Genomic DNA, 22,996 nt, shown 5'->3' on the forward strand with positions numbered 1-22,996 from the left:
TGGCGAAAGCCTATCGAATGACTTTCAGCCGCCACATCGCGCTGAAAAAATCACCCGCACGAGGCGGCACGGCGAGTCCGGCGTACATCAGCTCATCGCCTCCATAAACGCCAAGCCCCTCGATTTCGTAGTCTTGATTCGGGTCAAGCCCTTTGAGGCGCAGGTAGGACAGCGGCGCGTTCGCCTCGGCCAACACGCGAAAGTAGGCGACGAGCGCTTCCGAGCGGTCGGCGGAGACGAACATCCACGCTGCTTCATTGCCCGCAAACGGGCTTACCAACCGATAGAACGTGCCGAACTGGACGAGGCGGCGCACTTCCTTGTAAAACGCGACTTGTTCCTTTATTATTTGTTTTTCTGTTTCTGTCAATTTCGTGATATCGAGCTCATAGCCGAAGTTGCCCGACATCGCGGCATGGCCGCGCGTCTTGAGCGGCGTCACTCGCCCGACTTGATGGTTCGGCACCGCGGAGACGTGGGCGCCCATGGCGCTCACCGGGTAAACAAGGCTCGTGCCGTATTGGATTTTCAGGCGCGAGACGGCGTCGGTATTGTCGCTCGTCCACGTTTGCGGCATGTAATGCAGCATCCCCGGATCAAATCGCCCTCCGCCTCCGGAGCAGCTTTCAAACAAAATGTGCGGAAAGCGTGAGGTGATCTCGTCCATGACGCGATACAGTCCAAGTATGTAGCGATGCGCCGTTTCGCGTTGGCGTTCAGGCGGCAGGGCAGCCGAGCCGATTTCCGTCATATGGCGGTTCATATCCCACTTCACATAAGTGATTGGAGCGCTCGCCAACACGTTCGCGATCGTTTCGATCATATAATCGCATACATCTTGGCGGGAGTAATCGAGCACAAGCTGGTTCCGCCCTTCAGAGCGCGGACGGTCCGGCACATGGAGACACCAGTCGGGATGCTTCCGGTACAGCTCACTGTTTGGCGACACCATTTCCGGCTCGATCCATAAGCCGAACTGCAGCCCAAGTTCGTTCACTTGTTTCGCCAACCCGTCTAAGCCGTTCGGAAGCTTGCGCCGGTTGACGATCCAATCGCCGAGCGAACGGCGGTCGTCGTCGCGCTCGCCAAACCAGCCATCGTCAAGCACAAACAGTTCGATGCCCAGTTCCGCTGCCGTTTTCGCAATGTTGACGAGTTTTTCTTCGTTAAAATCGAAGTACGTTGCTTCCCAGTTGTTGATCAAAATCGGGCGTTCGCGGTCGCGGAATGCGCCGCGCGCTAGGCGGGTGCGGTACAGTTCATGGTACGTTTGCGACATCCCATTTAACCCCTGGTCGGAGTAGACCATGACCACTTCCGGCGTTTGGAACGACTCGCCCGGCTGAAGCAGCCATGTGAAATCAAACGGGTTGATTCCCATCGAGACACGGGCGGTGTGAAACTGGTCCACCTCGACTTGGGCGAGGAAATTGCCGCTGTACACAAAACTGAACCCGTACACCTCACCTTGATGCTCATCGGCGTTTTTGGCGGCGAGCGCGATAAACGGGTTTTGTTGGTGGCTGCTCGCGCCGCGGCGGCTTTCGGCCGCCTGCACCCCGGTCAGAAGCGGGAGCCGCTCGATCCAGCGTTCGCGCCCCCACGCTCCGGGGAGATGGATCCAGTCATAATCGGCAGACGGGAAATCGACGCTCATGCTGAGCGCCCGCAACAGCGTTAGGCGCTCACGCCCCTTGTTTTCGAAACGGGCCGCGCGCGTGATGGTGTTCCATTTTTCATACGCGGTATACTGCAACGTGACCTCTAGACCGCTCAGCGCATCCTCGAGGACAATTTCCAACGTTTCCGCTTCATTCTCGTGTTCCACGTATGTCGCCGGCAGCCCGTTCAGTCTAGGCTTCCCTTTGTAAATGCGGTGTGTCTTGTAGCGCAAATCCGTCACCGTCGAACCGTTCTCAAGCTGCACGTGATACGCCGGGGCACGGAAATCGGTATTGCCATAGGCCGGATATTCTTGCGGCAGCGTATCGAGCGAAAACGTGCGGTCGGATGGGTCGGGATTGGGGGAAAACGCGCGGTCTAGCCGCGCAAACCTCCGCTCCCCCCGAACATCGCGCACCGCTTTGCCCCAATAGGCATGTGCTAAATATCGCGCACGGAACAAGTGAATGATGTAGCTTACCTCACCTGCTTGCAAATGAAACTGCCGCGTTTGTGGATGATAAGTAATCGCCATCGCCTTCTCTCCCCCTTATTTTTTTATTTAAATTTTACTTAATTTTTTATGAAAAGACCAATAAAAAAAGCGCCTCGATTTAGGCGCTCGTTATTTTGTTGGCCTACCGCTCGTTCCCTTCCCCCTTTTCCCCCAACACCGCGCGCCGCAGTTCCGTGTCGAGTTCGTTCTCATACACGTCCCGCTCTTCTTCCGTCCATCCCAAATACCGCGCCATAAACGCCACTACTGCCTCTTTTTCCCGCCGGACCGAATCAATGTCAAACAACAGCGCGCCGGTGCGGCGGATGAAGTAGTCGACCGGTTTGGCCGCCATTTCTTCTTCCATGGCGTAGACGAGGCGGATGAACGTTTCGCGCGTTACGCCAGATGAACGGTCGTATTGCCTGCTTAAAGCAAACAGCCGATCAACGTTCGTGCCATATTGTTTCGCGAGCCGCGCTCCCGCTTCTTTCGTTAATCCGTAGCGCACCGCTTCGTCCGCCTTTTCAGCGATGAAGGCAGGGAGGCGGTGCGAGCCGCCGACATCGCCGCCGGAAATCGGCAATTGTTTCGTCTGGCATGGACGGAACGTTTTCCGCTCCTCTTTTTCGAGCTGCTTGGCAACAAGATCGACGACGGTCTCGGCCATTTTCCGGTAGCCGGTCAGCTTGCCGCCAGCGATCGTAATGAGGCCAGACGACGACGTCCAGATCTCGTCTTTGCGGGAAATTTCCGATGGGTCTTTCCCTTCTTCATAGATGAGCGGGCGGACGCCGGCCCAGCTTGATTCCACATCGGCCGCGGTGATGCCGACAGACGGAAACATGTAGTGAATCGCTTGCAATAAGTAGTCGCGGTCTTCGTCCGTCATCGTTGGGTGGGCCGGGTCGCTGTTATAAAATGTATCGGTCGTGCCGATATACGTTTTCCCGTCGCGGGGAATGGCGAACACCATCCGGCCGTCCGGGGTGTCAAAATAAACGGCTTGCTTGAGCGGAAACCGCTTTTGGTCGATGACGATATGGACGCCTTTGGTCAGTTGGAGGCGTTTGCCCGTTTTCGAACCGTCTTTGTCGCGCAGTGCATCGACCCATGGCCCAGCGGCATTGACGACTTTTTTGGCGCGAATGTCATACACTCGTCCGCCGAGCAGGTCGCGGCAGCGGGCGCCGATGATCCGGCCGCGCTCGTCGTACAACAACTGTTCGGCCTTTGTATAATTGACAGCGTCGGCGCCAAGCTCGACCGCTTTTTTGATCACCTCGATCGTCAAGCGGGCATCGTCCGTCCGGTACTCGACGTAATAGCCGCCGCCAAGGAGGCCGTCGCGCTTTAAGAGCGGCTCTTTTTCCAACGTCTGCCGGGCGTTAAGCATCGTGCGCCGCTCACTTGACTTGACGCCGGCCAGCCGGTCATACAGCCAAAGGCCGACCGACGTGCTCCATTTGCCAAACGTCCCGCCGCGATAAATGGGCAGCAGCATCCACTCCGGTGTGGTGACGTGCGGGCCGTTTTCATACACAATCGCCCGTTCGCGCCCGACTTCGGCGACGAGCTTCACCTCGAACTGCTTCAAGTAGCGCAAGCCGCCGTGGACGAGCTTGGTCGACCGGCTTGACGTGCCGGCGGCGAAATCTTGCATTTCGACAAGCGCGACCGTCATGCCGCGCGAGACGGCATCGAGGGCGATGCCGCATCCCGTGATCCCCCCGCCGATCACCAACAGATCGTATGGCTTTTCGCTCATTGTCTCGAGAACATCGTTTCGCTGTTTGCTTGAGAATGTCATGCTTGACTCCTCCTTTGAGAAAAGACAAAAAGAGACCAGTGCAAACACGATAAGCCTTCGCCTACCATGTGTGCATGGTCTCTCCTCGTCTCCTGACTGATGATTAACTTGTTGCTTTCATTATAGCACATCGTAGCCCGTTTGACCAGCCTGATGCACATAACCGCTTATGGCGGCCTCAGGCGGGCGCTACGGGCTGTAATGGCGCCAAAGCGTTTCATTTGACGTGGTCACCGCCGCCGCCCCGGCTTCTAGCGCGCGCTCGACATCGTCAGAGGTGCGGATGAGCCCGCCAGCGTAAATCGGCTTTCCGGTCCGCTCTTTCACTTCACGGATGATGTGCGGCATAGCTCCTGGAATGACTTCGATGCAGTCGGGATTCGTTTTCGCAATCATCTGGTAGCTTTTCTCCAACGCGTGCGAATCAAGCAAAAAGATGCGCTGCACGGCCAAGACGCGTTTTTGACGCGCCTTCGTAATGACGCCCGCTTTCGTGGAAATTAGGCCGTACGGGCGGAATTGTTGGCAAAGGTATTCCGCCGCGTGTTCGTCGTGGCTCAACCCCTGCACCAAATCCGCGTGGACGATCAGCTGCTTATGGCGGCGGCGCGCATAGTCAAAAAGGCTTCGTAACTGGGCGATATGTACCTCAAGCAACACCGCCAATTCATAGCGGCTCGCCAAAAACGACTCGAATTGCTTCATCGTTTTGATGGCTGGGATGACGCGTTGCTTTGTTTCCATATTCCGTTGCCTCGATTCATCCTCTCGTTTTGTCCATCTCCTCTAAGCATGTGAGCGACATCATGGTTCGCGGTTTGCACGTCGCGATTTTCACCCCGCGCTTGCGAAACTTTTCGACGACGTGATGGATCGCTTTTTTGCTGGCTGCCTCTTCCTCGTGAAGATGTTCCATTGCCTCACGCTCCTCTCCTACTCCGCTTTCGGAACGGCGAGCTCGACCGTCGTTCCTTGCCCGACTTCACTTTCCACCGCAATTTGCCCACCGTATTTATCGATGATTTCCTTGGCAATCGAAAGCCCAAGTCCAGCGCCGCCCTGTTCACGGCTGCGCGCCTTGTCGACGCGGTAGAAGCGCAAAAAAACGTTTTTCAGCTCGTCTTTTGGAATGCCGATGCCGTGATCGCGAACAGCCACGATGACGAACGCGTCTTCTTCGCGCAAGGAAATGACGATCTTTTTCACCTGCTGAGAATATTTTACCGCATTGTCAAGCAAAATGAACAGCAATTGTTCAAAATGGTGCTTTGTGATTAGAACGCGCGCGAGCGGATAGGCCGGTTGGTCGATGAGAAACACAAACTCTGGATGCAGAACGCGGAAATTTTTGACGACTTGTCCAACCGCTGCCGCTGCATCGATCGGAGCAATCTCCTCAGGCACGGCAATCGCCTCGGCTCGCGATAAATCGAGCAGTTCCAAAACGAGCCGTTTCAGCCGCTCCGCCTCTTTCACCGCCGCCTGAAGCGATTCTTCCAAAATTTCCGGATTGTGCTTGCCCCATCGCTGCAGCAGCGACAGATGGCCTTGCAAAATGGCGATCGGTGTGCGCAGTTCATGGGACGCGTCCTCCACAAACTGGCGCTGCACGGCGAACGATCGTTCAATTTCGTCCATCATGCGGTTGAACATATGCATCAGCTCGGTGATTTCATCGCGCGCCGGAGGCACATCAATGCGCTGTTTCAACCCGTTATCCTGGATGGCAGCCATCGTTTTCGCCAGTTTTTGCAGCGGCCGGACGAACGTTTGCGCGACGAATCGGCCGGCGAGCGCGCTTGCCGCCATGGCCAGCACGCCGATGACCGTCATAATGATAAACAACGTATCCGTTGTTTGTTGAAACTTGACGAGCCGGCGGGCGATTTCAATCGTCCCGTGCAGCTGACCGGCATGAAAAGGCTGGCTTAGCAGCAAAAACCGCTCATGGTTGACGAAATGCTCATCCAATTTGCGCGTGCTCGGTTTTTCGTCCGGCGTCAGCGAGACGGAAGCGCCGTTCGAAACAGAGACGATGATCGCTCCTTTCTCATCGGTCACACGAATGAGCTGATAGCGCTCATTCAGCCTCTCGAGAAACGAGCGGCTGCGGCGAATATCCTCCCATGATAAATTACGTTTCTCCGCGTAATAGGTTTCAATTTCCGCCACGGTTCGTTCCATCGTTTTTCGTTCTTCCCTCAGCATCCACTGCTTCACCATATAGTACTGCAAAAACGTAAAGAGAAAATACGTGATGAAAATGGCCGCTGCGGACAACATCGTCAGCTTGCTTTGCAACGAAAGGCGGCGGGTCATGGGCGCATCACATATCCCGCGCCGCGCACCGTCTGGATATACCGCTCTTTGTCGTGCTCATCGAGCTTTTGTCGCAAGTAGCGCACATAGACGTCAACCACGTTCGTCTCCACTTCCGCATCAAACCCCCACACTTTGTCAAGAAGCGCATCGCGCGTCAAGACGACGTTAATGTTCTGCATAAACGCGACGAGCAGATCGTATTCCCGCTTCGTCAATTCAATAAACTCATCCCCTTTCTTCACCGTGCGCGCCTGCACATCGACGACCAAGTCTTTAAACGTCAACACTTGTGCATCCGCTTCCGGGTGAACGCGGCGGAATAAGGCGCGGATGCGGGCGAGCAGTTCTTCAATGGCAAACGGTTTGACGATGTAGTCATCGGCGCCGTTGTCAAGTCCCATGACGCGGTCAAACACGCTGTCGCGCGCGGTGATCATAATAATCGGCGTCGATTTCGCCGCCCGAATGCGGCGACATACTTCCATGCCGTTCAGACGCGGCAGCATCACATCGAGCAAAATGAGATCCCACGGTTCCGACAAGGCGAGATCCAATCCTTCGCGCCCGTCGGCGCATACGCGCACTTCGAACCCTTCGTGCGTCAAATCCAGCTCCAAAAACCGGGCTAGGCCGGCTTCATCCTCTATTAGCAAAATGCGTCCATTCACTGTTGTCGTCCTCCTTTCCATCCGTGACCGTGCGCTCATTCCTTTTCGTCCTTGAGATATTTCCTCTTTAACTATACACCTTGCCTTGCTTGTTCGCCACCGCACCGAAGCAGCTGAGCCGAAAAAAGAGGTTGGCGGCCGTCCAGCGCGCCGCCGAATCGCGACCGCTCACGAATGACGGTCGACCAACCAGTCGATGATAGCTTGAACGATTTCCACGGCTTGATAAGACAGAAGCGAGACGGCTGTTCCGGAAAAAAACGCCGTCACCAACCAATGAATGATATGCATCGCGTCACCCTCCTCTAGGTCGCCAGCTATAGCTGACGGCGCCATTTGCGCGTTTATTCGATGCAAGTGTCATTATATTCCTTTGGGGTTAAAACAAAATGAAAAGTTGCTAAAAGGATGGTAAACAGCGGTTTTCTCGCCGAAAAAAACGCGGCCAGCACGCTTGGCCCGATGACGAGCCGCCGACAGCGGGCGCACACCATTCGCGTTCTCCTCGGTTTCAAAACGGCTCGGCAACCGTCGCCTTTTCCTTGCCTGCAACATACATTGACAATGAATCGCTTTGCCGGCCGGAGCCGTCTCGGCAGAGCCATTTCGCTTTGTTGCTGAAGGAGGGAAGCGCCATGAATCAGCCGTTTCAACCGCCGTCCGGCGGAGGCGAAGACCATCCGCTTCATCATTTGCGGCACATGATCCATCAATGGTTGGACGAACGTCCGTGGCAAAAACTGCTGGAAACGCTCGACGACTATTTCGCGCAAACGTTTGTCGAAGCGTACATCCCGATCGAAGTCAAAGAGACGAAGCGCGAATACCAAATCATCGTCCGACTGCCCGAAGTAAAACGGGAACAAATCAGTCTACAGTGGCAGGACGATGGGCTGCAGTTGTTCATCGACCATTATGAAACGATCGAGTCCGCCGACAGCCATGGCCATGTGTACGAGCGGCGGCAGGCGCGGCGACGTGTGGCGAGATGGATCCCGTTTCCCTACCCGGTCGCCGAACACGAAGTCAAAGCTTCGTTTCACAACGGGTCGCTCGTCATTCGGCTGCCACAAAAACGAAAATATATCGACATTGAATAGGCCAAAGCTCATCTCGTCGAGTAGAAAAAGGGTGTCCCAAAAGGAGCGGGATACCCTCGTTTTTTCTGCGACAGGTTGCTTTTCCGCTCGCGGCTGCCGCTTCCACTGCTCGCGATCCCGGCTTGGCGTTCCGCGCCGAAACTCCCCCACAGGCATACATACTTTTCTGGCTGACAAGCTACGCTACTAGGTAGGAGGTGGAAAACGAATGACCAAACTGCCTGATTTCAAGCAGCTGAACGATCGGGTGATCAATGAGCCGCCGAACGAACCGATGCTCGTCATCAAGACGAAGCTCGACCCGGATCGCGTCACGGAAGAAAACCCCTACGCCCAAGGCCGTTCCGAGGTCAGCCAAGCGTTCGTTTCGTTTTTTGAAGGGGGTGAGCCATGATGGAACAAACGCTCGCTTACTTGCGTGAGGTGCTGTCCAACTATTTGGACCACCATGACGACACGCCAAAGCGCATCTATCAAAAGCTCATTACCAAGCCGTATCGGGGCGAAGGGGAATTCGTCCGCGACTTGACGCAGGAAGAAAGCGCGTGTTTGGATCGGATTTTGCGGCATGAAATCCGCTATGCGATGGACGAGCGCGATGAAAAACGCGCCTTCCATCTCAACGAAGTATACGAGCTGCTCATTTAACTTCACGAGCAACGACGTCTCCCGTCTCAACGAATCGGCCGAGCGGGCTCCGTGCATAAGAGGAAGGACGACGGCGGCGCGTTTCGGCGTGCGGTTTGTTCGCCGAATGCGCCGCCGTTTGACAGTCTCTGGGCGAAAAGGCCGGCGACGGATCGTTCCCCCGGACTCTCCTCCCAAGAAGGTTCGTAACACCGGCTTTTTTCGCGGCGAACTCCATCGAGCTCGCCGCTTTCACCGTTTTCACCGGCCCGCTAAGTGAAACAGAGGCCGCGGGACGCTTGCTGACGCCACCAAAAGGGGCGCCAAAAGCGATGAAGGCGCCCGCTGTCTTTTCAACCGCTTCTTCCACACCGAAGACCGCTATGATTTATTTTTTCCACGTGCTGAGCAGCCCTTTTAACATACCGTTCACCTGATTGATCGTATTGATCATTTGCCCCATCGTGCTCATCATTTTGTTGATGTCGTATGTGCCATCGCTGTTTTTAAACTGTTCAAGGAAAGAGGGGCGCGGCGGCGGCAACAAAGGCCCAGGTTTAGGATACGATGCCGGGTGGGAAGTCGCCCCTACTTGACCGGGCGGGAAATGGGGCCAGTGAACAGGAGCGGGCGGGAAGAAGGAAGCTCCATGCGGAAACGAAGACCCGTAGTGATGACCGCCGAAGCCGTACGGCCCATAGAAGGGCGGCGAACTTGGACGAGAATAACGGTACATCGTCGCTCTCCCCTTTTTCGTTGTTCCGTTCCCCAGCCTAAAATAGGGATGGGCTGCCACTAGTATATGTGCGAACGGCCAATGGCGTGTATGGACATGTCACCTCTTGTCGGAAGTTTTAATTTTCCGAAATCGTTCGTTTTTCCTATTTTCATGGTACGATGTAAAAAAGGGGAAGGGGGAAAAGCAGCAATGAACGTGACCGAATTAAAGCATAAGTTTATCGCGGTCAAACAGAGCGAACCGACCGAGGCGAACGAACTGCTCGATTTTGCCCGCCGCCTGTATTTGCGCGGGGACATTTCGCTCGCCCAGTACCGCAATTTAGTCCGCGAGCTTGAACGAGCAGGCGCCTCCCTGCCGAACGAAGCAGAGGAATATGCCGGCCTTTGACATCCGGGGAAAAACATCTTCTGCCTCGTGGGGCGAGACGAACGATGGTCTCGCCAAGGAGGAGAGCGCTGCCGAATCGGACGATGGGTGGCGAACACGAATGTTCATCAAACCGGCGGAAAAGGCTGAACGTGCGGCTGATCGTCCGATCGCTTCAGCTCGCGGCGCAGCACCCGTTTCCGTTCATTCACCTAACGAGGGAGCTTTTCCCTTCTTTTTTTTGCATATTTTTCGTAACGACACCCCATCGTAATACAAAGGGGGTGCTAGCTAATGGGACGCGGCGTGCATTTCCATCATAAACAGAAAGGCCATGATCACGAAAAACCGCAACACGGCGAACCCGCTCCGTCCAAACATACCGAACGGGTCGCGTATGACATTCACACCGTCGCCACGGCGGAAAGCGGCCCTGTGTCCATCACCACCAAAAAAGATGGCTGAACGAAAAAAGCTGTCCCCTTGCGCGAGGGGACAGCTTCTCCGCTTACACCCCATACAGTGTGGACGACAGCGGCAGCCGCCCGTCTGTTTTCTTGCCGTCAAGCCGTTGTTCAATGCCGGCGATCCGTTTCTCTAAACGCCCGATTTCTTTTTGATGTTGGCTGTATCGGTCTTCGATAACGTCATGAATCACCTTTTCCATTTTTGCATCCACTTGTTCGAGTAACGCCACCATTTCCTCGAGCTGTTTTTCGATTTCCTCTTTTTTGACGAGCCGTTCTTTCATTCCCTTTCCCCCATTCTTGGCGTGATGATATTCCTTTCGCGGCTGGGCGGAGCACTCCCTTCCTCGGCGACAAAAGTAGAACGAATTCGGCAAAGAAAGAAGCAACTAGCCGCCGTTCGACAGCGATGGCTCCCCAGCGGCTTGATGGTGCCCGCGGCGGAAGCGGGGGATTTCGATGCCTGAGCCGTTCGAAAAAACAAAAAAGCGCACATTCCTCAAGCGTATGGTATAATAAAAACCATTCAAAGGAGGGGAGGCCATGACGCTGAACTATCCGAACGGAAAACCGTACCGCGACGAACGAGCAAGGTGGAAGCCCCCGTCTGTGGCTGGCTATGCCAATCGCGGCATGACGCTCGAAGACGACTTGAATGCAACGAATGAATATTACCGGGAGCACGGCATCGCCATTGTGCATAAAAAACCGACCCCGGTGCAAATCGTTCGCGTCGACTATCCGAGGCGGAGCGCGGCGGTCATTAAAGAAGCGTATTTCCGTCAAGCGTCAACGACCGACTACAACGGCGTGTACCGCGGCAAATACATCGATTTTGAGGCGAAGGAAACGCGAAATCAAACAGCGTTCCCGCTCAAAAATTTTCACGCTCACCAAATCCGGCATATGGAGCAAGTGGTCGCTCATGGCGGCATTTGTTTTGCGATTTTGCGGTTTTCCTCGCTTCAGGAGACGTATTTGCTCGATGCAGCCCACCTGATCACTCGGTGGAACGAGCAACAATCCGGCGGCCGGAAATCCATTCCTAAGCGGGAGATCGAGCAGCTCGGTCACTACATCCCGCTTGGCTGTCAACCGAGAATTGATTATATTAGTGTAGTAGAACGCGTATACTTCACCCTTTCCGGTGAAAACTCGTAAGAAAGGCAGGATTTTTATGTCTGGTGAATATCGTTCTCGCGCGGAACGGAAACAGGCGACAAAGCGAAGAAAACAAAAAAAAGGAAAAGCGAAAAAAGGGACTTCATGGATGAAAACAATCGCCATGGCCATATTATTTGTCATCGTCCTCGCCGTCGTCGGGGGCGTGGCGACGTTTGCCTATTTCATCAAAGACGCTCCCCCGCTCGATGAGGCAAAGATCAAAGACCCGCTCTCTTCGACCTTGTTCGATATGAACGGAAAGAAAGTAGCGGAACTCGGCGGCTACAAGCGGACGTACGTTTCGTACAAAGAAGTGCCGAAAGTGCTGGAAAAAGCGGTTTTAGCCGCGGAAGACGCGCGCTTTTACGAACATCACGGCATTGACATCGTCCGCTTGGCCGGCGCCGCCCTCGCCAACATTAAAGAAGGATTCGGCGCTGAGGGAGGCAGCACGATCACCCAGCAAGTCGTCAAAATGACGTTTTTGTCGCCGAAAAAAACATTGGAGCGGAAAGCGCAAGAAGCATGGCTGGCGCTCCAGCTTGAGCAAAAATATTCCAAACAAGAAATTTTGGAAATGTACTTGAACAAAATTTATTATTCCGATGGCATTTACGGCGTCGCCCGTGCCGCTGAATATTACTTCGGCAAAACGAATCTGAAAGACTTGACGCTTCCGGAAGCCGCGCTGTTAGCCGGCATGCCGCAGGCGCCCAACCGCTACAACCCGTTTGACCATCCGGAGGCGGCGAAAGCGCGGCGGGACACCGTGTTGACGCTCATGGCGCGGCACGGCTTCATCAGCAAAGACGAAGCCGAAAAAGCGAAACAAGTGCCGATCCAATCGATGCTCGTCAAACATCGGAAAAAGCAAAGCGGCGTGCCGTACGACGCCTTCATTGAAGAAGTGATCAAAGAAGTGACGGATAAAGCGAACGTCAACGTCTTTGAGGATGGGCTGAAAATTTACACGACGCTCGATCAAAACGCCCAGTCCTACGTTGAAAACCTGCTAAACTCCAATCGCTATTTCACGAATAAAAAAGATTTGCAATCGGGGATTGCCGTCATCGACACGAAAACGGGTGCGATTCGCGCGTTGGGCGGCGGCCGTCATCGCGACCAAGTCGAGTTTGGCTTCAATTATGCGATTAAACCGGTCGGCCAGCCTGGATCGACGATTAAACCGATTTTGGACTACGGCCCGGCCATCGAATACTTAAAATGGTCGACAGCGCACATCCTCGTCGATGAGCCGTATGCGTACTCAGATGGCACGCCGATCCGCAACGCCAGCAACAGATACGCAGGAGCGGTGACGATGCGCAGGGCGCTCACGTGGTCGTATAACATCCCGGCGCTCAAAACGTTCCAAGCTGTCGGCAAAGAGCGGGCGATGGAGTTCGCCAACCGGCTCGGCATGGGCTTCACCGAAGTGTATGAGCCGTTTGCGATCGGCGGCGTTTCCCATTATGTATCGCCGCTGCAAATGGCCGGTGCCTACACCGCGTTTGGCAACAACGGGATCTACACCAAACCGTACGCCGTCACCAAAATCGTCTTCCCAGACGGCACGGAAATGGATTTGCGGCCGAAACCGAAGCGAGTCATGCACGATTATACGGCCTATATGATTACTGATATGCTCAAATCGGTCATCCGCTCCGGAACGGGGCAGTCCGCTTACGTACCCGGGCTCGAGATGGCCGGGAAAACGGGGACGACCAACTACGGCGAGGATGGCCGCAAATTCGGGCTTACTAAAGACCATGTGCCTGACAGCTGGATCATTGGCTATACGCCGAACTACACGACCGCCGTCTGGGTCGGCTTCAGCAAAAAAAGCGAAACGGCGTTCCTGACAGATCGAGAACAGCGGATTCCAAAACTGCTGCTCAAAGACATCATGTCCCATATTGATGACGGCAGCGGCAAGTTTCAACAGCCGTCCAGCGTCGTGAAACTGCCGATCAAAAAAGGGACGAATCCGCCGAAGCTCGCCGGCAAATACACGCCGGAAAACGAGATTATCTATGAACTGTTCATCCGCGGCACCGAGCCGACGGAAACAGCGAAAGATGAGCCTAAAGAGCTGCCGATGGTCACCGGCTTGACTGCTTCATACGACCAAGCAGCGAACGCCATTTCGGTTTCGTGGTCGTATAGCGAACAGACGGACGACACGGTCTTTGAGGTGCACATTAAAGACAGTCAAGGCCATGTGCAGACCGCTGTGACGAAAGAGCTGGCCGTCTCGATTTCCAATCCGACGCCGGGCTCTTCCTACACGATCGCCGTCTATGCGAAAGAAGGCGAACGGATGAGCAAACCGGCCATCACCTCCGTTCAAATTCCTAGCGGCGAACCAAATGAAGGAACACCGACCACGCCGGGTGATGGTTCCAACAACTCCGGAAACAACGGGCAAGGGAACGGCCAAGGGAACGGCCAAGGGAACGGCCAAGGGAATGGCAGCAACCAAGGTGAAAACAACGGAAATAACGGAACGAGCGAAAATGGTGGAAACGATGAAAACGAAGGTCATTCCGACAACCCAAGCGGACAGCCGAACGGCGGAACCAACAGCGGCCAGCCAAGCGGAGGCACGGGGGGCAGCTCGCCACCGTCAGCGCCGTCGACACCATCAAACAAAGGATCAGGAACCCCAAACGGAAGCGCTCGATAAAAAAGATGGCGGCATTAGCCCACCACTTCCTATGTAGCCGGCATCCGCCAGCTGCTTTCAGACCAACGTTGAAACAAAAAGCAAGTGGAGAGAAACGAAAGGTTTTTCTCCACTTGCTTTATTTTTTAGCGACTTATCGGACAGCCCTTTTTCTATATAAGTTGAAATTTTGTTTTACATCCCGCTGATTCCTCTCATATCAACTTGCACTTAGATGAAACCCGCAACGAAAAATCGGAAATTCTTTATTGCAACTTATATAGCGCGGGTAAGTTATGGCTCGCGCTTTTTCATTCGTTTTTTTCCTTCCCGGCATAGCTCAAGCAGCGGACAGACCGGACATTGTGGTGCTTGCGCCTTGCAATGGTAGCGGCCGAAAAAAATCATCCGGTGGTGGGTGATGGACCACTCCTCTTTCGGGATTTTTCTCATCAGCGTCTGTTCCACTTCGAGGACCGAGTCGCTCCAGCGGCAAAAGCCGAGCCGTTTGCTGACGCGTTCCACATGTGTATCGACGGCGATGGCTGGAACGCCAAACGCGACAGAAACAACGACATTCGCCGTCTTCCGTCCCACTCCCGGCAGCTTCATCAATTCATCGCGGTCGCGCGGCACTTCGCCGTTATACTGTTCTATCAACATCGCACACAACTTTTGAATATGTTTCGCCTTGTTTCGATACAAACCGATCGAGCGAATATCCTGCTCCAACTCCGCCAGCGGCACAGCGACGTAGTCATGCGGCGTTCGATATTTTTCAAACAGCCGTTTGGTCACTTTATTGACTAACGCGTCCGTGCATTGCGCCGACAGGACAACCGCAATCAACAGCTCAAACGGATTGCGGTGCACAAGTTCGCAATGCGCATCGGGAAACATGCGCGCCATGACATCCAAACAATAACGGATTTGCTGTTTCGTCAGCACCCGTCTTCCCCCTCCTTTCGTTGCCGCGCTCGCAGACCAAACAAAAACGAGAGACAACGCCTCTCGTTTTCGGAGACCGATGATCGAAGGGCGCTGACCGCCCCCGAGTCACTGACCGTTTCCTCCCTTGTGATTTCCCCGCTCTGTCGGTCTTTCCCGTTCTTTGACGAAAGCGGGTCGGATCCCAGCCCCGTTTTTCAACGAGAACCTCCTTGCCGCATCGGCGCTTCTTTTCCCACGTTTCCTCATCGATCGCGGGGAGCCGTTGGTGTTCACCGGCCGTTTAGGAATCGAGCCAGTTGAAAAACGGGATCGTCGGTTGAAATTCCCCTGTCGCCTGCTTCGCCGGACGAGCGGACGGCTTCGGTTTGCGGAATTTTTTTCCGTAATCTTGCGCCTGTTCAATCGTCCGAATGCCGTTCTTTTTCCATTCGAATAAAATGCGATCAATGTAGCGGAAATTCAATTTTCCCGACAGCACGGCCTCGCGCAGCGCCGCCTTGATGATCGCCGGCTCGTGGCCGTCTTGATCGATCCACATCGCCAGCGTTTCGCATTCAAACGGGGAAAGGGGGCGGCCAAACTCTTGTTCAAAAACGGTGTATAAGCTTTCCTCCGCCTTCTCTTCGCCAGCTTGCCCGCTGCGAACGGCTTCTGTATACAAATGGTGCACCAACTGCTCCCAGAGGGGCTCGAGCGTATATTTTTCGCTGCGAATGCCTCGCTCATCCGTCTGTTCCTCGATGGCGATCATTCCCTTTTGCAGAAGCCGCCGCACCATCTCCATGCATTCCGCCGCCGAGATCGTCATTTTGTCAGCCAGTTCAGCCGGTGTTGGAAACGAAACCCCCGCTTCGAAAAACGACTGCATGTGCAGAAGCAGGACAAGTTCCCTTTCGTCCAAGCCGAGCTGCTTGTAGCGGTCAAGCAGCAGTTTGGAAACAGCAATGCTTCCTTGCGCCAGCCATTCGGCCACTTTTTTCTTTTCCATGCCGATGCACCTCAATGATAGTATACCATGCCGGCGGCGAAAAAACCCTTTTTTGCCGAGGGATTATGGATAAAGACGATTGAGCAGCCGCGGGAACGGAATGGTTTCGCGCACATGCTCAACGCCGCAAATCCACGCGACGGTTCGTTCCAAGCCAAGGCCGAATCCGGAGTGCGGCACGGAACCGTATTTGCGCAAATCGAGATACCACGCATAAGCGTCAAGCGGCAAATGATGCTCCTCGAGGCGCTTTTTGAGCAGCTCGTAATCGTGAATGCGCTCGGAGCCGCCGATGATTTCCCCGTATCCTTCCGGCGCGATCAAATCGGCGCACAACACCACTTCCGGGCGATTCGGGTCCGGCTGCATATAAAACGGCTTCAAGGATGTCGGATAATGAGTGATGAACACCGGTTTGTCAAAACTTTCAGCGATGGCCGTCTCATGCGGCGCGCCGAAATCATCGCCCCATTGGATATCGGTAAACCCTTTGTCATGCAGCAGTTCGATCGCCTCATCGTACGTCAAGCGCGGGAACGGCGGCTTCACCAATTCCAGCTTGGCCGTATCGCGCTCAAGGCGACCGAGCTCGAGCCGGTAGCGAGCGAGCACGGACTGCACAAGGTGCGACACATACTCTTCTTGCAGCCGCAAGTTGTCCTCAAACTCATAAAACGCCATTTCGGGCTCAACCATCCAAAACTCGATCAGATGGCGGCGCGTTTTCGATTTTTCGGCGCGAAACGTCGGACCAAAGGAAAACACTTTGCCGAGCGCCATGGCGGCCGCTTCCATATAAAGCTGGCCGCTTTGCGATAAATACGCGTCTTCTTCAAAATATCTCGTATGGAACAGCTCGGTCGTTCCTTCCGGCGCGCTGCCGGTCAAAATCGGGGCATCGACCTTAACGAAACCGCGGTCATTGAAAAATTCATACGTCGCACGGATGATCTCGTTGCGAACTTTCATGATGGCGTGCTGGCGCCGCGACCGCAGCCAAAGGTGGCGATGGTCCATCAAAAATTCAACGCCGTGCTCCTTAGGCGTAATCGGGTAGTCGACCGCTTCATGAATGACTTGCAAATCGGAAACCGATAGTTCATAGCCGAACGGCGAGCGCTCATCGATGCGCACCGTGCCGGTCACATAGAGCGACGTTTCCTGCGTCAGCGCTTTTGCCCGCTGAAACACTTCTTCGGAAACATTGGCTTTTTCCACCACCGCTTGAATAAAGCCCGTTCCATCGCGCAGCTGCAAAAAAGCAATTTTTCCGCTCGAGCGCTTGTTCGCCAGCCAAGCGCCGATCGTCACTTGTTGTCCGACGTATTGATTCACTTCCGCAATCGTTGTCGTTTTCACGTATCCATTCCCTTCCTTTCCTCTTATCACCTTGTCTGTGCGTTTGTCCTCATGATGCCGCCCCGCCGCGACAACCCGATCCCCAGCTGAAGCGCGGAAAAAGCGGCTTTGCTTCAAGCAAAGCCGCCCTTCCATTGCCTAGCGGCCAAAGAGGCGGGCGGATCGCTGTTACGCGCGCGCTTCCATAAAGCGGCGAATGCGTTCGATGGCGGTTTCCAACGCCTCTAACGAAGTCGCATAGGAGAGGCGAACGTTGTCCGGCGCCCCAAATCCTGAACCCGGCACAAGGGCCACTTTCGCTTCTTCGAGCAGGGCGGCGACAAGGTCATCAACCGTGCGGCAGCCCGCCATCGCGGCCGCTTGGCGAGCGTTCGGGAACAAGTAAAACGCCCCTTGCGGCTTCAGGCACGTAAAGCCCGGAATTTGCACGAGTTTGTCGTAGATGATATGAAGGCGCTGTTCAAACGCTTGGCGCATTTGTTCCACCGGCTCCTGTGGGCCGCTGTAAGCAGCGATCGCCGCGTATTGGGCGATCGAGGTCGGGTTGGACGTGCTATGGCTGGCCAAATCGGTCATCGCGCGAATGATCTCTTTCGGCCCCGCCGCGTAGCCAATGCGCCAGCCTGTCATCGAGTGCGATTTCGACAAGCCGTTGATAATGACCGTCTGCGCCTTTAACTCCGGCGACAGTTCGGCGATCGACACATGCTTTGCCCCACCGTAAATGAGTTTTTCATAAATTTCATCGGAGACGATCAGCACCCCATGCTCCAAGCAAATGTCGCCGAGCGCTTTTAATTCTTCGGCCGTGTAAATCATGCCGGTCGGATTGCTCGGCGAGTTGATGATGACCGCTTTCGTCCGCGGCGTGATCGCCTCTTTCAGCTGCTCCGGCGTCATTTTAAAGCCGTTTTCCTCCCGCCCCTCCACATAGACGGGAACGCCGCCCGCCAGCTTCACCTGTTCCGGATAGCTCACCCAATACGGGGTGGGGATAATGACTTCGTCGCCTTCGTCCAACAGCACTTGAAACAGCGTGTACAGCGCATGTTTCGCCCCGACGCATACGATCACTTCCGCCGGTTCATAATCGAGCCCTTGGTCGCGAGCGAACTTTTTGATAATTTCCGCTTTCAACGCCGGCAGTCCGCCCGATGGCGTATATTTCGTATGCCCTTCGTTCATGGCTTGAATGGCGGCCTCGATAATGTGCTGCGGCGTGTTGAAATCCGGTTCGCCGGCTCCTAACCCGATCACATCGTGCCCGGCCGCTTTCAGCTCCTTCGCTTTCGCCGTAATCGCCAGTGTAGCCGACGGCGTCAGCGCCGCTACCCGTTTTGCCAATTTCATCGCTTTTTCCCCCTCGTATCGTCATCGTTGAAAGCTGTACCTTTTCAAAAAAGAGCCGTCGGTGAAGTGCAAATAGTAAAACGAGTATCTTCCCTCGTCGTCCATATAGGTCAACTCCCAAACCGGCACGCCTTTTTCCATGCCGAGCGTGGCGTCAATCACCTGCTGCGGGTGGCGATCGCGCCGCAAAATGGCGCGCGCCTCCGCCTCGCTGATGCCGCTATCTGCTCGCCGAACGACGACATCCCCGCTTTTTTCTGGCACCCACACGACGAGATCTTCCCCTCGCTTGGCGCGGCCGATGAATACGGTGTATGCTTCATCGCCATAATATGTATAGACTTTCTTGATCTCGACAAGCTCCGCCGCTTCCTTTGCCCGCTCCAAGGCGCGCGCGACCATCGCGCGCTTGGGCGCCAACGCTTCGCTATAAATGGACCACGCCTGCCACACGAGAACGGCAAAAAAAAGCAATAGAAGCCATCCCCACTTTTTCATGGCCGATCACGTCCGGTAAATGGTAAAAACGGCTTGGCGCTTGTCGTTTTCATCCAAAGCAAGGCCGAACATCAAATTGTCGCGCTTGAGCGTCCGGTTCAGGCAATCGACGATCTTGTACAAGTCCTCGGAATGCTGAATTTTGACGGTGGCGAGCACTTCGATTTTGCTTTCCATTTTCGTCGCTTCCTCCTGTGCGGCGCAAATTTTGTTACTTATACAGACGGGCGGCTCCGGCAACAATACAAATACAGCAGCCGCAAACGTCACACCGGTTGCGCGTCTTCGCCTTTTGCGGCCAGCCGGCATGGCGGAGACGCCTGTTTGGCACCTTGTGCTTCTTCCCTATTATAGCAGGTTTGTCCGACCATTTCATAACAAATTTGCCCGCCTACACCGCCAACGCAAATTTGCCTCTTTCCCGCCCCGCCTTTGCGCGGGGCTTCTTGCTTTGCGCTCTGTTTGGCGAGTGGACGCCATCTTTAGATTGCGCCGTTTTTCTCCTCTTTATGAGAAAAAGACGGGCGGAACCGCTCTTCCTCCATCCCCCTCCGCCGTTTTCTCAAGCTCATCATTTTTTCAGGAACGCTAAAAAGCCGCGCCGGCCTTATGCCAGCCAGTCTTCCGCCGCCTCGAGCAGCGCGGCAAGCGGCCCTTCGTGCACCGGAAGCGGCGGCAAGGAAGCCAAAAAATCGGCCCCGTAGGAAGCGGTCAGCAACCGGCGGTCAAGCACAAACACCACCCCTTTATCGCGTTCCGTGCGAATCAGGCGGCCGAATCCTTGGCGAAAGCGAAGCACCGCCTCGGGAAGCGAGAGCCGAGCAAACGGATCGCCCCCCGCGGCGCGAATCCGTTCACTTTTTGCCGCCGCCACCGGATCCTCAGGAGAAGCAAACGGCAGACGAGCGATGACGAGGGCGGCGAGCGCCGGCCCCGGCAAATCGACTCCCTCCCAAAAACTGCTCGTTCCCAGCAACACCGCTTGATCAAATTGCAAAAATGTCCGCAAAAGTTTCGTCGGGCTGCCGCTTTGCACTCCTTGGGCGATCAGCACGAACGGCTCGTTTCCCTCCTCGGCCTTGAGCGCTTCAGCGGTCAGCTTCAGCAATTCATAGGAAGGAAACAGCACAAGCATCCGCCGGCCGAGGCGGCGCGCGATCGCAACGATGGCCGCGGCGGCCGCTTCCGCGTACCGTTCCAGCGGCACGGCTGACACAAGCGGCAGATCGGTCGGCACAAAGAGCGCCGCCTGTTCCTCATAGCGAAACGGAGCTGGAAACGAGCGGCAAAGCGGATAAAATTCTTCGAGGCCGAGCCGCGCCGCCATGTAGCTGAACTGACCGCGCACCGTGAGCGTCGCCGAAGTCAATATGACGCTCCGCTTGTTCATAAACAACCGGTCCGCGAAAAAAGCGGAGAGATCGACCGGCTGCGCATAAAGACGGACGGCGTTCGCCGCCCCCTTTTCGTCCGCTTCCATCCAGCGCACGACTCCTTCCTCGGTTTCTGTCAGCAACCGAACGAGGGCGGCGATGTGCCGGCGAAGCGCGGCCATATCAGCCGAGAACGAGACGGGCAGCGCCATCGTCTCGTTCTCGGTCGCCAACAGCGGTTGGACCGCCGCTGCCAGCGCCGCTATCGCATCGCGGAGACGCCAACACAACTCGACGGCCGCCTCCCATGTTTGTCCGCGCTCATCGGCCGGGGAAAAACGATAACGGCAACGCCCGGCTCTGGCTGGCTGTTTTGCCAGCGCGTAGCGGCGCAACAGCCGAAACAGCTCATCCCCTTCAAACTGCAGCTCCTCAAGAAGCCGTTGGCAACGGGCAAGCGTCGCTCGCGCCTCGCAACGCTGCTCCTCTTCCCTTCGCTTCGCCATCGTTTGCGCGAGTTTCGCCGTCAGGAAGCGAAACGATACGTAGTCGACCCGCTCGCCAAAATGACGGGCCGCCGCGTCTTCCAGCCGATGCGCTTCGTCGATGACAAGATAGCGAAACGGCGGGAAAAGCGGCCGAGGAGCCGTCAAATCATGAAGCAAAAAAGCATGATTCGTGATGATGAGATCAGCCTCTTCAGCCCGTCTTTTCGCTGCGGCGAAAAAATGGTGCCGCCCACCCTCTTCCTCTTCTCCAATGGCAAGGTCCGCTAACAGCATCCGGGCGCCGGATGGAACGTTCAACTCATCCAAATCGCCGCTCTCCGTCTCCAGCAGCCAAACGAGCAGCTGACATTTCAAAAGGACGGCATCGTATGGATCGGACGGCTCGGCTAAAAACGAAGCAAACTTCTCGATGGAGAGGTAGTTTTGTTTCCCTTTCAGCACGGCCACGCGAAGCGGAAACGGCACCACTTCTCGCAGCACCGGCACATCGCGGCGGATAAGCTGCTCTTGCAGCTGGATCGTATTGGTGCTGATGACGACCCGCTCTTGCCGCTCACCGGCGAAAAAAGCGGCTGGAATCAAGTAAGCGAGCGATTTGCCAAGCCCGGTCCCTGCCTCCATCATGGCGTGCTGAGATGTCGACAGCGCCTCATAGACGAGCCGCATCATCTCCCACTGCGTCGGACGCCGCTTGTAACCGGGAAGCGGCAACGGCGGCTCCTGTTCAGAGAAGGCGGCGAACGAAGCGGCCACAGCCCCCTTTTCTTTTTCCGGGCGCGCTGGGGCCGGCCGTTTCAGAGCGATGCCGCCATGCATGACAAATGGTTGGTCGTTCGGCGCTTCTCGCTGTTTTTCCGCGATCAGCGCATCAAGAAGCAAGTAAATGTCGCTCTTGAGGCGGCGGGCGAGGCGCCGCAGCTGTTCGAGCGTCACGAGCGGCAGGCGGCCAAGCCGCTCAAGCAAAGCGAGCAGCAGCTTGGCGGTCACTTCGGCATCGCTGTCCGCCTGATGGGGGCGATCATGGCGGAGGCCGAGCTGCCTCGCCAAGTCGCTGAGTTTGTAACTTTCCGCCGTTGGCAGCACGATGCGGGCGAGCTCCACCGTGTCAATCGTCGGGCCGGTGAACGGGGGGCGACCGGCCCGTTCTAGCTCAGCCTGCAAAAACGGCAAATCGAAATCGACGTTGTGGGCGACAAAATACGCATCATCCATCATGGCCGCGATCTCGCCCGCCTTGTCGGCAAACAGCGGCGCCCCTTCCACCGTCTCTTCGTTAATGTTTGTCAGCTGCTGGACGAACAAAGGAATCGGCTGTTCCGGGTTAAAAAAACTGGAAAACCGCTCAACGATCAAGCCGTTTTCCACAACCGCCATGCCGAGCTGAATGATCCGATCTCCTTTTTTCGGCCCATTTCCAGTTGTTTCTAGATCAATAATGACAAAGCGGGTGGCCATTTTCATCACCTCAAAACGAAAAGGGGCGGAAAGCCCCCTTTATAAAATCGTATGTGCCGGCTCTTCAGCAATTAGCTGGACAATTCGGTTGTTTTCATCCATAATCGCAATTTTCGGCCGGTGTTTAGACACTTTGTCCTCGGGAACAAGCGCATACGAAATGACGATAATGACATCCCCTTTTTGCACGAGACGGGCGGCGGCGCCGTTTAGACAGAAGACGCCGCTGCCCCGCTCGCCGGGGATGATGTATGTTTCAAAACGGGCTCCATTATTATTGTTGACCACTTGCACTTTTTCATTAGCTACCATGCCGACGGCATCCAAAATATCTTCGTCGATCGTAATGCTGCCGACGTAATCCAAATTCGCTTCCGTCACGCGGGCGCGGTGAATTTTCGCGTTCATGAGCGTGCGAAACATG

At 55.4% G+C, this 22,996-nt stretch carries 25 protein-coding genes; 8 read left to right on the plus strand and 17 right to left on the minus strand.

Annotated features, from left to right (window positions below; all coding sequences use genetic code 11):
• Window positions 1-10: 10 nt before the first annotated feature.
• The 7 genes from ACTVIM_RS10325 to ACTVIM_RS10355 form a co-directional block, all read right to left on the minus strand.
• Entirely contained in the window at window positions 11-2,197 is a 2,187-nt protein-coding gene (locus tag ACTVIM_RS10325; protein WP_445612549.1) for an alpha-galactosidase, read from the minus strand.
• 103 nt (window positions 2,198-2,300) lie between these two features.
• A complete protein-coding gene (locus ACTVIM_RS10330) occupies window positions 2,301-3,968 on the minus strand; it encodes a glycerol-3-phosphate dehydrogenase/oxidase (RefSeq protein ID WP_445612550.1) in 1,668 nt (555 codons plus the stop codon).
• A gap of 189 nt (window positions 3,969-4,157) precedes the next feature.
• Window positions 4,158-4,712 carry a glycerol-3-phosphate responsive antiterminator gene (locus tag ACTVIM_RS10335; protein WP_445612551.1) on the minus strand — a complete coding sequence of 185 codons (555 nt, stop codon included), beginning with the start codon at window positions 4,710-4,712 and terminating at the stop codon, window positions 4,158-4,160.
• A 16-nt stretch (window positions 4,713-4,728) separates the two neighbouring features.
• A complete protein-coding gene (locus ACTVIM_RS10340; protein ID WP_165570944.1) occupies window positions 4,729-4,884 on the minus strand; it encodes a hypothetical protein in 156 nt (51 codons plus the stop codon).
• Window positions 4,885-4,901: 17 nt separating this feature from the next.
• On the minus strand, window positions 4,902-6,287 hold the full coding sequence (locus ACTVIM_RS10345; RefSeq protein ID WP_445612552.1) for a HAMP domain-containing sensor histidine kinase: 1,386 nt from the start codon (window positions 6,285-6,287) through the stop codon (window positions 4,902-4,904).
• Window positions 6,284-6,958, minus strand: a complete 675-nt coding sequence (locus ACTVIM_RS10350) for a response regulator transcription factor (protein ID WP_445612553.1) — start codon at window positions 6,956-6,958, stop codon at window positions 6,284-6,286. Before ACTVIM_RS10350 ends, ACTVIM_RS10345 begins: the two co-directional genes overlap by 4 nt.
• A gap of 168 nt (window positions 6,959-7,126) precedes the next feature.
• Window positions 7,127-7,249 carry a hypothetical protein gene (locus tag ACTVIM_RS10355; RefSeq protein WP_255358719.1) on the minus strand — a complete coding sequence of 41 codons (123 nt, stop codon included), beginning with the start codon at window positions 7,247-7,249 and terminating at the stop codon, window positions 7,127-7,129.
• A gap of 344 nt (window positions 7,250-7,593) precedes the next feature.
• Here ACTVIM_RS10355 and ACTVIM_RS10360 point away from each other — a divergent pair, with 344 nt between their 5' ends.
• The 3 genes from ACTVIM_RS10360 to ACTVIM_RS10370 all read left to right on the plus strand — a co-directional run bounded on the left by ACTVIM_RS10360 (window position 7,594) and on the right by ACTVIM_RS10370 (window position 8,706).
• Entirely contained in the window at window positions 7,594-8,058 is a 465-nt protein-coding gene (locus tag ACTVIM_RS10360; protein ID WP_445612554.1) for an Hsp20/alpha crystallin family protein, read from the plus strand.
• A 208-nt stretch (window positions 8,059-8,266) separates the two neighbouring features.
• The gene (locus ACTVIM_RS10365; protein WP_033021700.1) at window positions 8,267-8,452 is read left to right on the plus strand and encodes a hypothetical protein; all 186 of its coding nucleotides are present in this window, start codon (window positions 8,267-8,269) and stop codon (window positions 8,450-8,452) included.
• Window positions 8,452-8,706 (plus strand): sigma-G-dependent sporulation-specific acid-soluble spore protein CsgA, encoded by a 255-nt coding sequence (locus tag ACTVIM_RS10370; RefSeq protein WP_445614346.1) that lies wholly within the window; start codon window positions 8,452-8,454, stop codon window positions 8,704-8,706. The genes ACTVIM_RS10365 and ACTVIM_RS10370 overlap by 1 nt, the downstream gene beginning before the upstream one ends.
• Before the next feature lie 367 nt (window positions 8,707-9,073).
• Here the strand turns inward: ACTVIM_RS10370 and ACTVIM_RS10375 are convergent, their stop codons facing one another.
• Window positions 9,074-9,421 (minus strand): YppG family protein, encoded by a 348-nt coding sequence (locus ACTVIM_RS10375; protein WP_445612555.1) that lies wholly within the window; start codon window positions 9,419-9,421, stop codon window positions 9,074-9,076.
• Window positions 9,422-9,613: 192 nt separating this feature from the next.
• Here ACTVIM_RS10375 and ACTVIM_RS10380 point away from each other — a divergent pair, with 192 nt between their 5' ends.
• The 3 genes from ACTVIM_RS10380 (at window position 9,614) to ACTVIM_RS10390 (ending at window position 10,258) form a co-directional block, all read left to right on the plus strand.
• Window positions 9,614-9,814 (plus strand): YppF family protein, encoded by a 201-nt coding sequence (locus ACTVIM_RS10380; protein WP_033021686.1) that lies wholly within the window; start codon window positions 9,614-9,616, stop codon window positions 9,812-9,814.
• 100 nt (window positions 9,815-9,914) lie between these two features.
• Complete coding sequence (locus ACTVIM_RS10385; RefSeq protein WP_445612556.1) at window positions 9,915-10,067, plus strand: hypothetical protein; 153 nt, start codon at window positions 9,915-9,917, stop codon at window positions 10,065-10,067.
• A 20-nt stretch (window positions 10,068-10,087) separates the two neighbouring features.
• Window positions 10,088-10,258 carry a hypothetical protein gene (locus ACTVIM_RS10390; protein ID WP_445612557.1) on the plus strand — a complete coding sequence of 57 codons (171 nt, stop codon included), beginning with the start codon at window positions 10,088-10,090 and terminating at the stop codon, window positions 10,256-10,258.
• Window positions 10,259-10,301: 43 nt separating this feature from the next.
• Here the strand turns inward: ACTVIM_RS10390 and ACTVIM_RS10395 are convergent, their stop codons facing one another.
• Window positions 10,302-10,544 (minus strand): hypothetical protein, encoded by a 243-nt coding sequence (locus ACTVIM_RS10395; RefSeq protein ID WP_033021683.1) that lies wholly within the window; start codon window positions 10,542-10,544, stop codon window positions 10,302-10,304.
• A 259-nt stretch (window positions 10,545-10,803) separates the two neighbouring features.
• On the opposite strand from ACTVIM_RS10395, the gene recU reads away from it, so the two are divergent.
• Window positions 10,804-11,421, plus strand: a complete 618-nt coding sequence (gene recU, locus ACTVIM_RS10400; protein WP_445612558.1) for a Holliday junction resolvase RecU — start codon at window positions 10,804-10,806, stop codon at window positions 11,419-11,421.
• Between the two features lie 16 nt (window positions 11,422-11,437).
• The gene (locus ACTVIM_RS10405; protein WP_445612559.1) at window positions 11,438-14,110 is read left to right on the plus strand and encodes a transglycosylase domain-containing protein; all 2,673 of its coding nucleotides are present in this window, start codon (window positions 11,438-11,440) and stop codon (window positions 14,108-14,110) included.
• A 273-nt stretch (window positions 14,111-14,383) separates the two neighbouring features.
• Here ACTVIM_RS10405 and nth read toward each other — a convergent pair whose 3' ends face one another.
• The 8 genes from nth to panD all read right to left on the minus strand — a co-directional run bounded on the left by nth (window position 14,384) and on the right by panD (window position 22,995).
• Window positions 14,384-15,037 carry an endonuclease III gene (gene nth / locus ACTVIM_RS10410; RefSeq protein WP_144975037.1) on the minus strand — a complete coding sequence of 218 codons (654 nt, stop codon included), beginning with the start codon at window positions 15,035-15,037 and terminating at the stop codon, window positions 14,384-14,386.
• A 283-nt stretch (window positions 15,038-15,320) separates the two neighbouring features.
• The gene (locus ACTVIM_RS10415) at window positions 15,321-16,028 is read right to left on the minus strand and encodes a DnaD domain-containing protein (RefSeq protein WP_445612560.1); all 708 of its coding nucleotides are present in this window, start codon (window positions 16,026-16,028) and stop codon (window positions 15,321-15,323) included.
• Between the two features lie 63 nt (window positions 16,029-16,091).
• A complete protein-coding gene (gene asnS, locus ACTVIM_RS10420; protein WP_445614347.1) occupies window positions 16,092-17,387 on the minus strand; it encodes an asparagine--tRNA ligase in 1,296 nt (431 codons plus the stop codon).
• Window positions 17,388-17,555: 168 nt separating this feature from the next.
• Window positions 17,556-18,737 (minus strand): pyridoxal phosphate-dependent aminotransferase, encoded by a 1,182-nt coding sequence (locus tag ACTVIM_RS10425; RefSeq protein WP_033019577.1) that lies wholly within the window; start codon window positions 18,735-18,737, stop codon window positions 17,556-17,558.
• Between the two features lie 21 nt (window positions 18,738-18,758).
• Window positions 18,759-19,235, minus strand: coding sequence for a cell wall elongation regulator TseB-like domain-containing protein (locus tag ACTVIM_RS10430; RefSeq protein ID WP_445612561.1), 477 nt, complete (start codon window positions 19,233-19,235; stop codon window positions 18,759-18,761).
• A 6-nt stretch (window positions 19,236-19,241) separates the two neighbouring features.
• On the minus strand, window positions 19,242-19,412 hold the full coding sequence (locus tag ACTVIM_RS10435) for a YpmA family protein (RefSeq protein WP_081897228.1): 171 nt from the start codon (window positions 19,410-19,412) through the stop codon (window positions 19,242-19,244).
• A gap of 430 nt (window positions 19,413-19,842) precedes the next feature.
• Window positions 19,843-22,572, minus strand: a complete 2,730-nt coding sequence (dinG, locus tag ACTVIM_RS10440; protein WP_445612562.1) for an ATP-dependent DNA helicase DinG — start codon at window positions 22,570-22,572, stop codon at window positions 19,843-19,845.
• 39 nt (window positions 22,573-22,611) lie between these two features.
• A complete protein-coding gene (gene panD / locus ACTVIM_RS10445) occupies window positions 22,612-22,995 on the minus strand; it encodes an aspartate 1-decarboxylase (protein ID WP_033019574.1) in 384 nt (127 codons plus the stop codon).
• Between the last annotated feature and the right edge of the window lies 1 nt (window position 22,996).

The sequence above is a fragment of the Geobacillus sp. YF-1 genome (genome assembly GCF_052692335.1).

Excerpts from the sequence above, each read along its gene's own strand:
- ACTVIM_RS10405 (WP_445612559.1), top strand. The coding sequence starts at position 11,438 with ATGTCTGGTGAATATCGTTCTCGCGCGGAACGGAAACAGGCGACAAAG.
- ACTVIM_RS10380 (WP_033021686.1), top strand. The coding sequence starts at position 9,614 with ATGAACGTGACCGAATTAAAGCATAAGTTTATCGCGGTCAAACAGAGC.
- ACTVIM_RS10340 (WP_165570944.1), bottom strand. The coding sequence starts at position 4,884 with ATGGAACATCTTCACGAGGAAGAGGCAGCCAGCAAAAAAGCGATCCAT.
- ACTVIM_RS10370 (WP_445614346.1), top strand. The coding sequence starts at position 8,452 with ATGGAACAAACGCTCGCTTACTTGCGTGAGGTGCTGTCCAACTATTTG.
- ACTVIM_RS10385 (WP_445612556.1), top strand. The coding sequence starts at position 9,915 with ATGTTCATCAAACCGGCGGAAAAGGCTGAACGTGCGGCTGATCGTCCG.
- dinG (WP_445612562.1), bottom strand. The coding sequence starts at position 22,572 with ATGGCCACCCGCTTTGTCATTATTGATCTAGAAACAACTGGAAATGGG.
- ACTVIM_RS10415 (WP_445612560.1), bottom strand. The coding sequence starts at position 16,028 with ATGGAAAAGAAAAAAGTGGCCGAATGGCTGGCGCAAGGAAGCATTGCT.
- ACTVIM_RS10355 (WP_255358719.1), bottom strand. The coding sequence starts at position 7,249 with ATGCATATCATTCATTGGTTGGTGACGGCGTTTTTTTCCGGAACAGCC.
- ACTVIM_RS10360 (WP_445612554.1), top strand. The coding sequence starts at position 7,594 with ATGAATCAGCCGTTTCAACCGCCGTCCGGCGGAGGCGAAGACCATCCG.
- ACTVIM_RS10335 (WP_445612551.1), bottom strand. The coding sequence starts at position 4,712 with ATGGAAACAAAGCAACGCGTCATCCCAGCCATCAAAACGATGAAGCAA.
- ACTVIM_RS10395 (WP_033021683.1), bottom strand. The coding sequence starts at position 10,544 with ATGAAAGAACGGCTCGTCAAAAAAGAGGAAATCGAAAAACAGCTCGAG.
- ACTVIM_RS10390 (WP_445612557.1), top strand. The coding sequence starts at position 10,088 with ATGGGACGCGGCGTGCATTTCCATCATAAACAGAAAGGCCATGATCAC.
- ACTVIM_RS10425 (WP_033019577.1), bottom strand. The coding sequence starts at position 18,737 with ATGAAATTGGCAAAACGGGTAGCGGCGCTGACGCCGTCGGCTACACTG.
- ACTVIM_RS10430 (WP_445612561.1), bottom strand. The coding sequence starts at position 19,235 with ATGAAAAAGTGGGGATGGCTTCTATTGCTTTTTTTTGCCGTTCTCGTG.
- ACTVIM_RS10330 (WP_445612550.1), bottom strand. The coding sequence starts at position 3,968 with ATGACATTCTCAAGCAAACAGCGAAACGATGTTCTCGAGACAATGAGC.
- ACTVIM_RS10325 (WP_445612549.1), bottom strand. The coding sequence starts at position 2,197 with ATGGCGATTACTTATCATCCACAAACGCGGCAGTTTCATTTGCAAGCA.
- ACTVIM_RS10435 (WP_081897228.1), bottom strand. The coding sequence starts at position 19,412 with ATGGAAAGCAAAATCGAAGTGCTCGCCACCGTCAAAATTCAGCATTCC.
- ACTVIM_RS10345 (WP_445612552.1), bottom strand. The coding sequence starts at position 6,287 with ATGACCCGCCGCCTTTCGTTGCAAAGCAAGCTGACGATGTTGTCCGCA.
- ACTVIM_RS10365 (WP_033021700.1), top strand. The coding sequence starts at position 8,267 with ATGACCAAACTGCCTGATTTCAAGCAGCTGAACGATCGGGTGATCAAT.
- recU (WP_445612558.1), top strand. The coding sequence starts at position 10,804 with ATGACGCTGAACTATCCGAACGGAAAACCGTACCGCGACGAACGAGCA.
- panD (WP_033019574.1), bottom strand. The coding sequence starts at position 22,995 with ATGTTTCGCACGCTCATGAACGCGAAAATTCACCGCGCCCGCGTGACG.
- ACTVIM_RS10375 (WP_445612555.1), bottom strand. The coding sequence starts at position 9,421 with ATGTACCGTTATTCTCGTCCAAGTTCGCCGCCCTTCTATGGGCCGTAC.